This window comes from Kribbella sp. NPDC026596 (genome assembly GCF_040638415.1).
GTDB lineage: Bacteria > Actinomycetota > Actinomycetes > Propionibacteriales > Kribbellaceae > Kribbella.
In genome coordinates this window covers 30,548-44,228 of sequence record NZ_JBEZYF010000059.1, presented here as the reverse complement: position 1 = coordinate 44,228, position 13,681 = coordinate 30,548, and the positions used below count along the sequence as shown (strand labels likewise).

The window sequence follows — 13,681 nt, the reverse complement described above, 5'->3', positions numbered from 1 at the left end:
ATCGTTGAGCGATGACTCTCTCGCGGCATGTGATCAGGTCTGTCACGACAGCTGAGATCGGGTATCGGTACCTTCGCCCGGTGGGCCGGAACTCGTTCCGGGGCGAGCACGGGAGTGGCGGCACGACGACGGTGTACGTCGTCGAGACCGATCGTGGGGCCATCGGGTGGGGGCTCCCCTTGCGGCAAGGCGACCCCGGTCCGCTCGTGGGGCGGAACCTCGCCGAGTTGATCGATCCGGATCGCGGCGTGGTCGAGCCGGCGGCCGAGTTCCTCGACTATCCGCTGCATGACCTGGCGGCGCGGATCCTGGAGGTCCCGGTCTACGCGATGCTCGGGTCCGCGGGGACTCCGGACGTGCGGTGCTACAGCGGCGGCATCTACTTCGACGATCTCGAGGGCGGGATCGAGGCGATCCGGGCAAATCTCCAGCAGGATCACGAGGCCGGGTTCCGCGACTTCAAGTTGAAGGTCGGACGGGGCTTCCGGTGGATGGACTCCGAGGCCGGGCTCGCGCGGGACATCGAGGTGACCAGGCTGGCCCGCGAGCTGTACCCGGACGCCGACATCCTGGTGGACGTGAACGACGGCTTCACCGTGAACACGCTGCTCGCCTATCTCGAGGCGGTCGAGGACTGCCGGCTCTACTGGCTCGAGGAGCCGTTCGCCGAACGCTGGGAGGACTTCCGGTTCCTGCGCAAGCGTCTCGGCACGGCCGGGACGAAGATCGCGGACGGCGAGTTCGACCCCGACGAGGAGTACATCGTGAGGCTCGCGCAGGAAGGGCTGCTGGACGTCGCGCTGATGGACGTCACCGGTCACGGCCTGACTGCCTGGCGGCGGACGATGCCGCGCCTTGTCGAGGCCTCCACCGAAGCGTCCCCGCACGCCTGGGGCCTGCCGATCAAGACCTTGTACGCCGCTCACCTGGCCGCCGGACTCGGCAACATCCCGATCATCGAAGGCGTCCCCGGTCACACCGAAGGCACCGACGGCGACGGCTACACCCTGGCCGACGGGTACGTCAGCCTGTCGGATCAGCCGGGTTTCGGTATCAAGTTGCCGTAGCCAACGTTTGCCGGATGGCGTCGGTCAGCGTCGGGAGGTCCTGCGGGCCGTCGTGGCGGTGACTGTTGATGAAGAAGGTCGGCGTACCGGCGACCCCGCTGCGCTCGGCGGAGTCGACGTCCTGGGCGATCCGGGCGGCGAAGTCGTGCGCGGTGAGATCCGTCCGGAAGCGCTCCAGGTCGAGACCCAGCGTCGCGGCGTAGGACAGGATGTCGTCGAGTTCGAGGTTGTCCTGGTTGAGCAGCAGCAGGTCGTGCATCTGCCAGAGCTGCGGCTGCTCGCGGAACAGCCGGACCACCGTCGTCGCCTGCTCCAGGGCGTCCCGTCGAGGTACGTATGCCGACGTCGCGAGCCCGACCGCGAGCCCCCTGGCCCGGTCATCGACATCCCGCGCGGGTCCAGGGCCGTGTGCTCGGTCATCAGCGACGGATCTCCTGCAGGGTCCAGGTGTTCCCGTCCGGGTCGGCGAAGTCGGCCAGGCTCGCGTACGCGCGCCGCCCGGGATCGGATCCGGGGGCGAACTCACCGGCCCACTCGGCGACCGGCGACTTGTGCCGGATGTCGCCAACCTTGATGCCGCGAGCAACCAATTCCTCGCGGGCAGCCTCGAGATCCTCGACGACGAGGTAGCTGGCGCGCGCCGATCCCGGGGCCGCGTCGGTCAACCCCGCACCGAACTGGATCGAGCAGGCCGACCCGGGCGGGGTCAGCTGGACGACCCGGAAACCGTCGCGCGGGTGATAGTCCACGTCGAGGTGGAAGCCGAGTGAGGTGTAGAAGGCCAGCGCGGTATCCACATCGCTGACGGCGAGAGTGACGACTTCGAGCTTGTAATCCATCACATGTCCAGGACTAGATCGGTGGTCGGGCGAGAACAGCAGATGAGGATCTGGCCGTCCGGAGGCGTCTCGAGCGGGCTGGGGGAGTAGCTGACCTCTCCGGACAGCAGCGGCGTGACGCAGGTCTGGCAGACGCCGGTCCGGCAGCTGAAGCGCGTCGGGACATCGCAGGCCTCGGCCAGGTCGAGCAGACTGCCTGCACCGAACGGTGTCGAGATCCCACTCCGCGAGAAGGTCACCAGCGGGCCGGTGCCGAGTTCGGCAGGTTGGTGGGGCGGACGCACGGTCTGGTCGACGAGGCCCGGGTTGGTCGACGGCAGCGCACTGAACAGCTCGGTGTGCACCCGCTGGATCCCCACAGCCGTCAGTGCCTCGCGCATGTCGGTCATGAAGGACGCCGGACCGCAGATGTACGCCGTCGCATCGGCAGGGAGGTCCAGGTCCACCAGCATGTCCTTGGTGAGCCGCCTACCAGAGCTGTAGTAGATGTGTTCATGCGCGTGCGGCAGCGTCCCCAGCACTTCGTGCGCCTCAGCGGCCAACGCGTGTTCCGCCGGTCGGCGAGCGGTGTGGATCCACCACACGTCGCGAGTACTGCGCTGTGCCGCCAGCGAACGCAGCATCGCCATCACAGGAGTGACCCCGATACCGGCCGACACCAACACGACCGGCTCGGTGCCGTCTTCGAGGAGGAACTCACCACGCGGCGCGGCGACCTCCATCACGGCGCCAACCGCCAGCCGGCTGGTCAGGTAGCTGCTCGCGATCCCGTGCGGCTCGTGCTTGACGCTGATCCGGTAGCTGCTGCTCCCGGGTGTGGAGGACAGCGAGTAACTGCGCACCGGAACCGGCAGACCCGCGTCCGGCAACCGGAAAGTCAGGTACTGACCGGGCCGCGCCGCAGGCAGATCCACGCCGTCGAGTGCTGCCAGTCGGATCGACGAGACGGTCGCGGTCTCCGCTACGACCTCGGTGACCTGCAACTGGCGGAAGCCCTCCCAGGCAGGCGGCGTCGCAGCTGTCGTCCCCGCGGCCGTGAACGTGCCGGCGCCGGTCGCATCGGCCTCCAGCAATTCGCGGAACGAGCCCTGCCAGCCGGGACTCAGCGCCGGGATCTCCAGAGCCCGGCGTACCGCCTCGAGGTCACGGTGCGGCAGGTAGAGCAGCGCGTCGATGTCGGCGACGCTTAGTGCTCCCGGACCGGTCCGGGTCTTGACGATCGCGTCACCGGCTTCGACCTGCCCTTCGGTGATCACCCGGAAGTAGAACCCCGGCCGGTGGTGGGCGACCAGCAGCGCCGGCAGCTCCGGCTCGCCCATCCGCAGGCCGACCCGGTAGCACGTGACCCGCGGCTGCGTGACCTCGAACTCGGCCGCGCCGATCCGGTACCGGTCGCCGATGCACACCTCGTCATCCGCCAGCCCATCGACCGTCAGGTTCTCCCCGAACTGCCCGTACACGAAGTCGTCCCGGCCGAAGTGCTTCTCCCAGTAGCGGTAGGACTCGATCTGGTAGACGAACACGGCCCGCTGCTCGCCGCCGTGTCCGGCGGTGTCGCCCTGGCCGTCTCCGTCGAGGTTCAGCCGCCGGGCCATCACCGGTCCGTCGACCTGCTCCTTCCAGACGCCGGTGTAGACGGTCTTGCCGTTCCACGAGACGTTCTTCGGCAGTCCGACGTTCACCGACAACAAAGTGGCACTTGTCATCCGGAAAGCTCCTCCACAGTCAGATCCCGGTCGATGCCGTGTGAGATCACACTCTGACCAGGTTCCAACCGCAGTCGCCGTCCGTCGAGTTCCACCTCGATCTTGTCCGGCTCGAACGAGACCATGCCGGAGATCCGCCGTACCTCGGTCCAGGCGTCTTCGTACCCCCACGCGGCGCCGCGAGCCTCGCCGATGTCCCAGTAGCTGCACAGGCCCTTGTAGGGACAGAACGTCTGGCCTTCGACCGGAGTCAACGCGGTGTCGTCCACGTCCTCGCGCGGAACGTACCAGCGGGGTGCGAACCCCGATTCGTAGAGCACCAGCGGGCGTGAGGAGTCCGCAATGACCCGGTCGCCGTCGCGCACGACCAGATGGCGGCTGGTCTGCCGGATGTCGATCCGGTGGTAGGCGTCGGCAGCATGACCGACGATCCGCTCGTCCTCCTCGTAGAACGCGTCCATCGCCCGCCACGCGAACGCGACGCGTCCCTTCAGCTCACCCGCATGGTCCGGCAGCGCGGTGTGCTGCCAGGCCGCGCGAGCCTTGCTGCTCTCGCCCGCGGAGACCGTGTACCACGTCGTCTCACCGAGATCGCGGTGCTGCGTGGTGTGCTCCGCGGCCTCGAGTACGTCGGCCACCACGTCACCCAGCGGGAAGTACGCCACCGGATACCGGGCGGGCTCATGGAGCAGTACGACGTCCTCACTGTCGGCGATCCAGGTGTCCCCGAATCGGACCCGCATCCGCCGGCGCAGTGGCTCGGCGAACAGCAGCCGCTCGGGCAACTGCTCCGGAACCAGGAACTTGCCGATCCCACCGGTAGCGAGCGGCCCTTGCTGCCAGGACAGACCCATAACTCAGTTCCTCTCAACTCAGCGGTTCACGGCTGCACCCGGGCTCCGGGCGGGCGAACCGCGGCCGGCGAGCACTGAACGAGCGTGCGCCGTGGCCGGTCGGGTTCGCATCCGCCAGTGGCTGGCCGCCACCGCCAGGCGCCGGCAGGCGTTAGCGTGAGTGCGTGCATGGGCCTGCGGATCTGCTGGGATGGCGGCGCGCGGCGGAACTGACGGGCCGCCACGTGGAGTGCGCCGTCCTCGACCAGGTGATCGGGGCGGTGCGGTCGGGGGAGAGCCGGACGCTGGTGCTGCACGGGGAGGCCGGGGTCGGCAAGACCGCACTGCTGGACCAGCTGGCAGCACGAGCCAGTGGATTCCAGGTGACGCGGGTCTCCGCTGTCCAGTCCGAGATGGAGTTGGCCTTCGCCGGTCTGCACCAATTGTGTGCGCCGGCACTCGATCGCCTCGATCAGCTGCCCGCACCACAGTGCGCGGCACTGCGGACCGTGTTCGGCATCAGCGCCGGACCGCCGCCGGACATGTTCCTGATCGGTCTAGCGGTGTTGAGTCTGCTGTCCGAGGCCGCGGAGCAGCAGCCACTGGTGTGCTTGGTCGACGATCAGCAGTGGCTCGATAAGTGCTCGGCGCAGATCCTCGCCTTCGTGGCGCGCCGGTTGGGAGCGGAGTCAGTCGGGCTGATCTTCGCGACCCGAGAGGTCGGTGACGTCCTCGCTGGAGTCCCTGAGCTTCCGGTCGCCGGTCTGCGTGACGCCGATGCACGTCTGCTGCTGGACGCCGTACTCACTGGACCGATCGACTCGCAGGTGCGGGATCAGCTGGTGGCCGAGGCACATGGCAATCCGCTCGCCTTGCTGGAGCTGCCGCGCGGGTTGACTCCGGCACAGCTGGCCGGCGGATTCGGACTGCCCGGTGCGGGCGACATCGAGGAGAGCTTCGTACGCCGGGTCAACGCCATGCCGGACGAGACCCGGCGGCTCCTGGTGCTCGCCGCAGCCGACCCGTCCGGCGACGACGCCCTCGTACGCCGTGCGGCCGCGCGACTCGGGATCGGTCCAGAGGCGGCGGCACCGGCGACCGACGCGGGACTGGCGGAGTTCGCGACCCGGATCCGGTTCCGGCATCCGCTGGTGCGGTCGGCGGCGTACCGCTCGGCGTCGGCCGCGGAACGGCGTCAGGTGCACCAGGCCCTGGCCGAGGTGACCGACGCCGAGGCCGATCCAGATCGGCGAGCGTGGCACCGGGCCAAGGCCGCGGCCGGGCCGGACGAGGAGGTCGCCGCGGAGCTCGAGCAGTCGGCCGGGAGGGCGCGCGCCCGCAGTGGCTACGCCGCGACGGCGGCCTTCTTCCAGCGCGCGGCCGAGCTGACCGTCGACCCGGCGAAGCGAGCCGCCCGGGCCCTCGCGGCAGCACAGGCCGAGATGCAGGCCGGTGCGTTCGACTCGGCGGCCGAGCTGCTGGCCATGGCCGAGGCGGGTCAGCTCACCGAGCTGGAGCGTGCCCGCGCCGAGCTTGTCCGCGCACAACTCGCGTTCGTCACCAACCGTGGCAACGACGCTCCACAGTTGATGCTCAAGGCGGCCAAGCGACTTGAGTCCGTCGACGTGGAGTTGTCGCGGGCGACGTACCTGGATGCGTTGTCGGCGGCCATCTTCGCCAGCGGCCTGGCCACGCCAGGTGGCGATGTGGTCGCGGTGGCGCGGGAGGCTGCGGCAGCTCCGCGGCCGGCGGTACTGCGCTCCGCGGATCTGCTGCTGGACGGGAGTGCGCTGTACTACCGGGACGGGTACGCCGCCGGCGCACCGCTGCTGCACAAGGCGCTGGCCGAGTTCGGGACCGGTGTGTCCGTCGAGGAGGAGCTACAGCTGCTGTGGATGGCGACCACCACGTCGCTGCGACTCTGGGACGCGGATCGCTGGGAGGAGCTGTCCCGACGGCACCTTCAGCTCGCCCGTGAGACCGGAGTGCTCAGCAATGTCGCCCTCGCGCTCACCTCACTCGCGTATGTCTCTGTGTTCTCGGGAGATCTTGCCGCCGCGGCGACGTTGACCGACGAAGTGCAGGCGGCCAACGAGGTGACCGGTGGCAAGCTCGCTCCGTACGGACGGCTGGCGCTGGCGGCCTTCAGCGGTGATCGGGCCGAGACCCTCGCGCTCGTCGAAGCCACCAAACAGGACGGCACCCTGCGGGGTGAGGGGATCGGGATCGCGTTCGCCGAATGGGCGAGCGCCGTACTCGACAACGGCCTCGGCCGCTACCAGGACGCGGCTGACGCGGCCGCGCGCGCGTTCGCGGATCCGCGTGACGCGCTGTCGATGATGCTGGTGCCGAGTGAGCTGGTCGAGGCTGCGGTGCGGACCGGGGCGATCGACACCGCGCACCGCGCCGGTCAAGCGCTCCGCGAGATGGCCACGGCGACCGGCACCGACTGGGCTCTCGGGGTGCACGCCCGATCCCAGGCGTTGCTCAGTGCCGGCGACACCGCCGAGCGCCTCTACCGGGAGGCGATCGCCCACTTGGAGAAGACCCGGCTCCAGGTCGAGCTCGCCCGTACCCACCTCCTCTACGGCGAATGGCTGCGCCGGGAGCGACGCCGTACGGACGGCCGCGAGTACCTCCGTACGGCGTACTCGAGCTTCGAAGCGATGGGGATGACCGGCTTCGCCGAACGCGCCCGCCGCGAACTCCAGGCCGCCGGCGGCACCGCCCGCAAACGCGTCGTCCCGGCCCAGAGCGAACTCACCGCCCAAGAAGCCCAGATCGCCCGCATGGCCCGCGACGGCCTGTCCAACCCCGAGATCGCGACGCGCCTCTTCATCAGCGCCCGCACAGTCCAGTACCACCTGCGCAAGGTCTTCCCCAAGCTAGGAATCACCTCTCGCAGCCAGCTGGACCAAGTCCTACCGCGCTAGCTCCACGGCCACACCGGGTGCGGCGTCGACGGGCCGGCGTACGGCGTGTCCGCGTAGTGCCGCTGCAGTTCGGCAAGCTGCTCGGTCAATGCCGCACGGGTCTCGGCGTACGCCGGATCGTTCGCAACGTTGACCAGCTCTTCCGGGTCGGCCCGCAGGTCGTACAGCTCCCACTCCGAGTCGAAGATCCGCTCCGACGACCCCGGTACGCCGAGGCCGGCGCCGTAGTAGTGGATGAGCTTGAACTCCTTCGTCCGTACGCCGTAGTGCGCCGGAGCGTGGTGACTGGGGTCGTCGTGCTCCCAGTACCGGTAGTAGATCGCGGACGGCCAGTCCGGGACCTCCGTGCCGCGCAGCAACGGCAAGAAGCTCCGGCCCTGTGACGTCGGTACCCGGTAGTCGATCTCGGTGTAGATCGACGCCACCCCGTTGACGTGGCTGTAGGTGCCGGTCAGGATCGACGCCCGCGACGGCGAGCAGATCGAGTTCGTGCAGTACGTCGCATCCATCCGGACCCCGTCCCGGGCCAGCCCGTCCAGGTGCGGGGTGCTGTTGACCTTGCTCCCGTACGCCGAGATCGCGTGGGCGGCGTGGTCGTCGGACATCACGAAGACGATGTTCGGTCCAGGCATCACTTCACCCTAGCCGCAAGTTGTCCGGTATTGGAGACCGCTTACCGCCCGAGCGTCACCAGGCGTAGGTTTGCTGCTCATGGCCATGTTCGACCTTTCCCTCGACAAGCTCCGTGAGTACCGGCCCGATGTGGCCGCACCCGCCGACCTGGTCGAGTTCTGGCGCCGTTCCATCGAGAAGGCGCGCACCGACGACCTGTCTGCCTCGTTCACGGCGATCGACAACAAGCTCGCCGTCATCGACACCTACGACGTCACGTACGCCGGTTTCGGCGGTGCGCCGGTCAAGGGCTGGCTGCACGTGCCGGCCGGAGCCGGCGGTCCGCTCCCGACGGTCGTGCAGTACCACGGCTACTCCGGCGGCCGCGGCTTCCCGCACGCCACCACCCTGTGGGCGCAGGCCGGCTACGCCCACTTCGTGATGGACACCCGCGGTCAGGGCTACAGCGGCGGCGGCACCGCCGGCACGCCGGACGACAGCGCGTACGCCGGTCTCAACCACACCCCGGGCTTCATGACCGCAGGCATCACCGACCCGGAGACCTACTACTACCGCCGTGTCTTCATCGACGCGGTCCGCGCGATCGACGCGGCCAAGGCGTCACCGCTGGTCGACCCGGACAAGATCATCGTCACCGGCGGCAGCCAGGGTGGCGGCATCGCGATCGCGGCCGCCGGGCTGGCCGGCCTGGCCGGGATCGAGTTGCTCGGCTGTGCGCCCGACGTACCGTTCCTGTGTCACTTCCAGCGCGCGCTGGAGATCACCAACAAGGAGCCGTACGCCGAGATCACGCGGTACCTGAAGGGTTTCCGCCAGGACGTGGACGCGGCGCTGCGGACGCTGAGCTACTTCGACGGCGTGAACCTGGGCCGCCTGGCCACGGCACCGGCGCTGTTCTCGGTAGCCCTGATGGACGCGACCTGCCCGCCGTCGACGGTGTTCGCCGCCTTCAACCACTACGGCAGCGCGGCGAAGGACATCGAGGTCTACAGCTACAACGAGCACGAGGGCGGCCAGACGTACCAGCAGCTCGCCCAGCTCGACTGGTTCGCGAAGATCTTCGCTGCGAAGGAGTCATCGGCGGACCGATGAGTTTCTGGTCCGGGCGGCGTTACACGATCAACAGCGTCGGTCAGACTGTGACCGACCCGATCGCAGGAGGCCGCAGATGGACTGGAAGCTCCAACTCGTCATCGTCCCGGTGTCGGACGTTGACCGGGCGAAGAAGTTCTACACCGAGCAGCTCGGGTTCCACGAGGACGTCGACCACAGCGCCGGGGACGCGTTCCGGGTCGTGCAGCTGACCCCGCCGGGGTCAGCCTGCTCGATCACGATCGGCACCGGGCTGACCAAGGCGGAGCCGGGCACGTACCAGGGCACGCATCTGGTGGTGAACGACATCGAGGCCGCCCGGGCCCAGCTGGTCGAGCGGGGTGTGGAGGTCAGCGAGCCGTTCCACTTCACCGCCGAGGGTCAGCAGACCGGCGTGAGCCCGAAGCGGGCCGACTACGAAACCTTCCTCACCTTCGCGGACCCGGACGGCAACGGCTGGACGGTCCAAGAGGTGGGAAGGGCGTAAAAGTGACCACGCTGGAGGAGGCGGCGTTCGCGGGTGATGAGACCGCGTTCGCCGACCTCGCCGGGCAGTACCGGCGTGAGCTGCACGTGCACTGCTACCGCATGCTGGCGTCCTTCGACGACGCGGAGGACGCCGTCCAGGAGACCCTGTTGCGCGCCTGGCGCGGCCGGGACTCCTTCGACGGGCGGACGTACTTCCGGGCGTGGTTGTACCGGATCGCGACCAACGTGTGTCTGGACGTCGTACGGCGGCACACCCGTCGTACGGCGTCACCCGGGGACCTGGTCTGGCTGCAGCCGTACCCGGACCAGCTGCTCGACGAGATCGCCCCACCGGCTGACCAGCCGGATGCGGTCGCGGTGGATCGGGAGACGATCGAGCTGGCGTTCCTGGTCGCACTGCAGGCGTTGCCGGCGCGGCAGCGGGCCGCCCTGATCGCCCGGGACGTGCTCGGGTGGTCGGCGGCGGACACCGCCGTACTGCTCGAGACCAGCGTGGCCGCGGCGAACAGTGCGTTGCAGCGGGCCCGGACGACGATGCAGCAGCGACTGCCGGCCCGTCGTGCGGACTGGAGCGCACCTCGGCCGACCGCGGAAGAGCGTGACGTTCTGGATCGGTTCATCGACGCGCACCAGCGGTGTGACGCGGCGGCGGCGATTGCGATCGCGGCCGAGGAACTGCGGGTGTCGATGCCGCCGGACCACCTCTCGTTCGACGGGCTCGCCGCGTGCCTTCCGCTCTTCGAGCGGGCCTTCGGGCCGGACCGCGACGGCGAGTGGCGCCTCGTCCCGACCTCGGCGAACCGGTTGCCCGCGGCAGCGTCGTACCTGCTCCGTCCGGGCGACACGGTGTGGCGAGCGTTCAAGCTCGACGTGCTGCGGGTCCACGACGGCAAGATCGTCGAGATCATGACCTTCGGCTACTCCCGTTTCCCGGCCTTCGGTCTACCGAACCAGTTGACGACCTAGTCTGGGGACATGCTGGGACTTCCTGCGGGGATCCGGGTCTGCTTGTTCGACCTGGATGGTGTGCTCACCGATACCGCTGCCGTCCACGCCGCCGCGTGGAAAGAGATGTTCGACGAGTTCCTCCGGGACTATGCGGAGCAGCACGGGATCGCGTTCGTCCCGTTCGACGCGCGCAAGGAGTACGACGCGTACGTCGACGGCAAGCCACGGGCCAGCGGGGTGCGGGACTTCCTCACCGCGCGCGGGATCGACCTGCCCGAGGGTACGCCGGACGACCGGCCGGCCGCGATGACGGTGAACGGTCTCGGGAACCGCAAGAACGAGGCCGTTCAGCGGCGGATCCGGACCGAGGGCGTGCACGTCTTCGAGGGATCGCGGCGCTATCTGCAGGCCGCCGTACAGGCCGGACTCCGGCGGGCCGTGGTGTCGTCGAGCGCCAACACCCACGAAGTGCTGAAGGTGACCGGACTCGCGCAGTACGTCGAGCAGGTCGTGGACGGCGTCACGATTCGGACCAAGGGCCTGCAGGGGAAACCGGCGCCCGACACGTTCCTGGCCGCGGCCAAGGGTTTCGGGGTCGATCCGGCCGAGGCGGCGGTGTACGAGGACGCACTGGCAGGTGTGGCGGCCGGCCGGGCTGGGCATTTCGGGCATGTCATCGGTGTGGACCGCGTCGGACAGGCGGATGAGCTGAAGAACCACGGCGCCGACGTCGTGGTTCGGGACCTGGCCGAACTGCTGGAGGACGAATGATCGACCGCGGGCATCATCCGATCGAGCCGTGGCGGTTGCGGGAGACGCGGCTCGCGCTCGACAAGCTGGCGCAGTCGGAGTCGCTGTTCGCGTTGTCGAACGGGCACATCGGATTGCGCGGCAACCTCGACGAGGGCGAGCCGTACGCGATCCCCGGCACCTACCTGAACTCGTTCTACGAGCAGCGCCCACTCCCGTACGCCGAAGCCGGCTACGGCTACCCCGAGTCCGGTCAGACGCTCGTCGACGTCACCAACGGCAAGCTGATCCGCTTGCTCGTGGACGATTCGCCGTTCGACATCCGGTACGGCTACCTCAGCAAGCACGAGCGGTCCCTGGACTTCCGCACCGGGATCCTGGAGCGGGACGTCGACTGGACCTCGCCAGGTGGCAAGCGGATCCGGGTCCGCAGCCGCCGGCTGGTGTCGCTGACCCAGCGGGCCGTCGCGGCGATCGAGTACATCGTCGAGCCGGTGGACCAGCCCGCGCGTTTCGTCGTCCAGTCCGAGCTGGTCGCGAACGAGGCGCAGCCGAAGCTGTCCGACGATCCGCGGGTGGCCGCCGTACTGGACAACCCGTTGAAGCCGGTCAGTCACGACGGCGGTGAGAACGGTGTCGTCCTGATTCACCGGACCACGCGCAGCCGTCAGCTGATGGCCGCCGCGATGGGCCACGAGGTGGACACGACGGTCCGCTACGCGATGGACCTGGACGTCCGCGACGACTGGGCTCGCTCCACAGTGATCTGCCAGCTTCAGCCGGGAGAGAGCCTGCGCGTGGTGAAGTACCTGTCCTACGGCTGGTCCAGCCTGCGGTCGGAGACAGCTATCCGGGACCAGGTCACGGCCGCGCTGGCAAGTGCCCGGTTCTCCGGTTGGGACGGGCTGATCAAGCAGCAGGTCGACTTCCTGGACGACTTCTGGGACGGCGCCGACGTAGAGGTGCAGGGACATCCAGAGTTGCAGCAGGCGGTGCGCTTCGCGCTCTTCCATGTCCTGCAGGCCGGTGCGCGGGCGGAGCGGCGGGCCATCCCGTCGAAGGGACTGACGGGCGCCGGGTACGACGGACACACCTTCTGGGACACCGAGGGGTTCGTCCTGCCGGTGCTGACCTACACGATGCCCGGTGCGGCCGGCGATGCCCTGCGCTGGCGACATTCGACCCTCGGTATGGCCCGCGAGCGCGCCGAAGTACTGGGCTTGCGCGGCGCGGCCTTCCCATGGCGAACGATCCGGGGACAGGAGTGCTCCGGCTACTGGCCTGCCGGTACGGCGGCCTTCCACGTCAACGCGGATATCGCCGAAGCGGTGATGAGGTACCACCGGGCCACCGGCGACGACCAGTTCCTCGAGGAGGTCGGGCTGGAACTGCTGATCGAGACGGCCCGGCTGTGGATGTCACTGGGCCACCATGACCGCAACGGCCGCTGGCATCTGCCGGGCGTGACCGGACCGGACGAGTACAGCGCCGTTGCCGATGACAACGTCTTCACCAACCTGATGGCGGCGCGCAACCTGCGCTCGGCGGCGGAGACCGCGGCGCGGCTCCCGACCATGGCCCGGGAGCTCGGTGTCGACTCGGAGGAGGAAGCCACCTGGCGGGATGCGGCCGCCGCGGTGTACGTGCCGTACGACGAGGAGCTCGGCGTACACCCGCAGTCGGAGGGCTTCACCGGGTACGCCGTCTGGGACTTCGAGGCGTACAAGGACAGGTACCCGCTGCTGCTGCACGCGCCGTACTTCCAGCTGTACCGGATGCAGGTGGTCAAGCAGGCGGATCTGATGCTGGCGACGTACTGGTGTGGCGACGCGTTCACGCCGGAGGAGAAGGCGCGGAACTTCGACTACTACGAGCGGCTGACCGTCCGGGACTCGTCATTGTCGGCGTGCGTGCAGGCCGTGATGGCGGCGGAGGTGGGTCACCTGGACCTGGCCTACGACTACGCCTACGAGGCTGCGCTGATCGACATGCGGAACCTGCATCACAACACCGGTGACGGCCTGCACATGGCGTCGCTGGGTGGTGCCTGGAGTGCTCTCGTCGCCGGCTTCGGCGGTCTGCGGGAACGGGATGGCTGCCTGTGCTTCGATCCCGCGCTTCCGCAGGGCCTGTCCGGGCTGAGCTTCGCGATCCGCTGGCGAGGTGCCCGGTTGAAGGTCGAGATCGATCCGCTGTCGGTGAAGTACTCGGTGCACAACGGCGAAGATGCCAGCGTGACGCTCCAGCACGCGGGGGAGGAGATCACGGTCACCACGGACCAGCCGGTGATCCGGACCCTCGAGAAGCGCCGACCGCTGCTGCCCCGGCCGCCGCAGCCACCCGGCCGCGAACCGCGAGCGGCGATGGCCAGCAACGACCGGGGCAGCTGAC

At 68.9% G+C, this 13,681-nt stretch carries 12 protein-coding genes; 7 read left to right on the top strand and 5 right to left on the bottom strand.

Going from position 1 to position 13,681, the window contains the following annotated elements; all coding sequences use genetic code 11:
• Nucleotides 1-11: 11 nt before the first annotated feature.
• Nucleotides 12-1,067: an enolase C-terminal domain-like protein gene (locus AB0E63_RS35160; RefSeq protein WP_360375752.1), complete on the top strand. Its 1,056-nt coding sequence runs from the start codon at nucleotides 12-14 to the stop codon at nucleotides 1,065-1,067.
• Here AB0E63_RS35160 and AB0E63_RS35155 read toward each other — a convergent pair.
• Genes AB0E63_RS35155 through AB0E63_RS35140 form a run of 4 tightly spaced genes read right to left on the bottom strand, consistent with a single transcriptional unit; the run spans nucleotide 1,054 to nucleotide 4,466 of the window.
• On the bottom strand, nucleotides 1,054-1,593 hold the full coding sequence (locus AB0E63_RS35155; RefSeq protein ID WP_360375750.1) for a thioredoxin domain-containing protein: 540 nt from the start codon (nucleotides 1,591-1,593) through the stop codon (nucleotides 1,054-1,056). The genes AB0E63_RS35160 and AB0E63_RS35155 overlap by 14 nt on opposite strands.
• A complete protein-coding gene (locus AB0E63_RS35150) occupies nucleotides 1,487-1,906 on the bottom strand; it encodes a VOC family protein (protein ID WP_360375748.1) in 420 nt (139 codons plus the stop codon). The genes AB0E63_RS35155 and AB0E63_RS35150 overlap by 107 nt, the downstream gene beginning before the upstream one ends.
• Nucleotides 1,906-3,612 carry an MOSC and FAD-binding oxidoreductase domain-containing protein gene (locus tag AB0E63_RS35145; protein WP_360375746.1) on the bottom strand — a complete coding sequence of 569 codons (1,707 nt, stop codon included), beginning with the start codon at nucleotides 3,610-3,612 and terminating at the stop codon, nucleotides 1,906-1,908. The genes AB0E63_RS35150 and AB0E63_RS35145 overlap by 1 nt, the downstream gene beginning before the upstream one ends.
• Nucleotides 3,609-4,466, bottom strand: coding sequence for a DUF427 domain-containing protein (locus AB0E63_RS35140; protein WP_360375744.1), 858 nt, complete (start codon nucleotides 4,464-4,466; stop codon nucleotides 3,609-3,611). The genes AB0E63_RS35145 and AB0E63_RS35140 overlap by 4 nt, the downstream gene beginning before the upstream one ends.
• A 164-nt stretch (nucleotides 4,467-4,630) precedes the next feature.
• Between AB0E63_RS35140 and AB0E63_RS35135 the strand changes: the two genes are divergently transcribed.
• A complete protein-coding gene (locus AB0E63_RS35135; RefSeq protein ID WP_360375742.1) occupies nucleotides 4,631-7,378 on the top strand; it encodes an AAA family ATPase in 2,748 nt (915 codons plus the stop codon).
• Here AB0E63_RS35135 and AB0E63_RS35130 read toward each other — a convergent pair.
• Nucleotides 7,375-8,010: a sulfatase/phosphatase domain-containing protein gene (locus AB0E63_RS35130; RefSeq protein WP_360375740.1), complete on the bottom strand. Its 636-nt coding sequence runs from the start codon at nucleotides 8,008-8,010 to the stop codon at nucleotides 7,375-7,377. The two genes, AB0E63_RS35135 and AB0E63_RS35130, sit on opposite strands and share 4 nt — an antisense overlap.
• Before the next feature lie 79 nt (nucleotides 8,011-8,089).
• On the opposite strand from AB0E63_RS35130, the gene AB0E63_RS35125 reads away from it, so the two are divergent.
• The 5 genes from AB0E63_RS35125 (at nucleotide 8,090) to AB0E63_RS35105 (ending at nucleotide 13,680) form a co-directional block, all read left to right on the top strand.
• Nucleotides 8,090-9,103: an acetylxylan esterase gene (locus AB0E63_RS35125; protein ID WP_360375738.1), complete on the top strand. Its 1,014-nt coding sequence runs from the start codon at nucleotides 8,090-8,092 to the stop codon at nucleotides 9,101-9,103.
• A gap of 76 nt (nucleotides 9,104-9,179) precedes the next feature.
• Nucleotides 9,180-9,590 (top strand): VOC family protein, encoded by a 411-nt coding sequence (locus AB0E63_RS35120; protein ID WP_360375736.1) that lies wholly within the window; start codon nucleotides 9,180-9,182, stop codon nucleotides 9,588-9,590.
• A 2-nt stretch (nucleotides 9,591-9,592) separates the two neighbouring features.
• Complete coding sequence (locus AB0E63_RS35115) at nucleotides 9,593-10,558, top strand: RNA polymerase subunit sigma-70 (RefSeq protein WP_360375734.1); 966 nt, start codon at nucleotides 9,593-9,595, stop codon at nucleotides 10,556-10,558.
• 9 nt (nucleotides 10,559-10,567) lie between these two features.
• Nucleotides 10,568-11,311 carry a beta-phosphoglucomutase family hydrolase gene (locus AB0E63_RS35110; RefSeq protein ID WP_360375732.1) on the top strand — a complete coding sequence of 248 codons (744 nt, stop codon included), beginning with the start codon at nucleotides 10,568-10,570 and terminating at the stop codon, nucleotides 11,309-11,311.
• Nucleotides 11,308-13,680: a glycoside hydrolase family 65 protein gene (locus AB0E63_RS35105; protein ID WP_360375730.1), complete on the top strand. Its 2,373-nt coding sequence runs from the start codon at nucleotides 11,308-11,310 to the stop codon at nucleotides 13,678-13,680. Before AB0E63_RS35110 ends, AB0E63_RS35105 begins: the two co-directional genes overlap by 4 nt.
• Nucleotide 13,681 lies beyond the last annotated feature (1 nt).

Coding starts and splice junctions, on each gene's coding strand:
- AB0E63_RS35160 (WP_360375752.1), top strand. CDS start 12: ATGACTCTCTCGCGGCATGTGATCAGGTCTGTCACGACAGCTGAGATC.
- AB0E63_RS35150 (WP_360375748.1), bottom strand. CDS start 1,906: ATGGATTACAAGCTCGAAGTCGTCACTCTCGCCGTCAGCGATGTGGAT.
- AB0E63_RS35145 (WP_360375746.1), bottom strand. CDS start 3,612: ATGACAAGTGCCACTTTGTTGTCGGTGAACGTCGGACTGCCGAAGAAC.
- AB0E63_RS35140 (WP_360375744.1), bottom strand. CDS start 4,466: ATGGGTCTGTCCTGGCAGCAAGGGCCGCTCGCTACCGGTGGGATCGGC.
- AB0E63_RS35130 (WP_360375740.1), bottom strand. CDS start 8,010: ATGCCTGGACCGAACATCGTCTTCGTGATGTCCGACGACCACGCCGCC.
- AB0E63_RS35125 (WP_360375738.1), top strand. CDS start 8,090: ATGGCCATGTTCGACCTTTCCCTCGACAAGCTCCGTGAGTACCGGCCC.
- AB0E63_RS35120 (WP_360375736.1), top strand. CDS start 9,180: ATGGACTGGAAGCTCCAACTCGTCATCGTCCCGGTGTCGGACGTTGAC.
- AB0E63_RS35110 (WP_360375732.1), top strand. CDS start 10,568: ATGCTGGGACTTCCTGCGGGGATCCGGGTCTGCTTGTTCGACCTGGAT.
- AB0E63_RS35105 (WP_360375730.1), top strand. CDS start 11,308: ATGATCGACCGCGGGCATCATCCGATCGAGCCGTGGCGGTTGCGGGAG.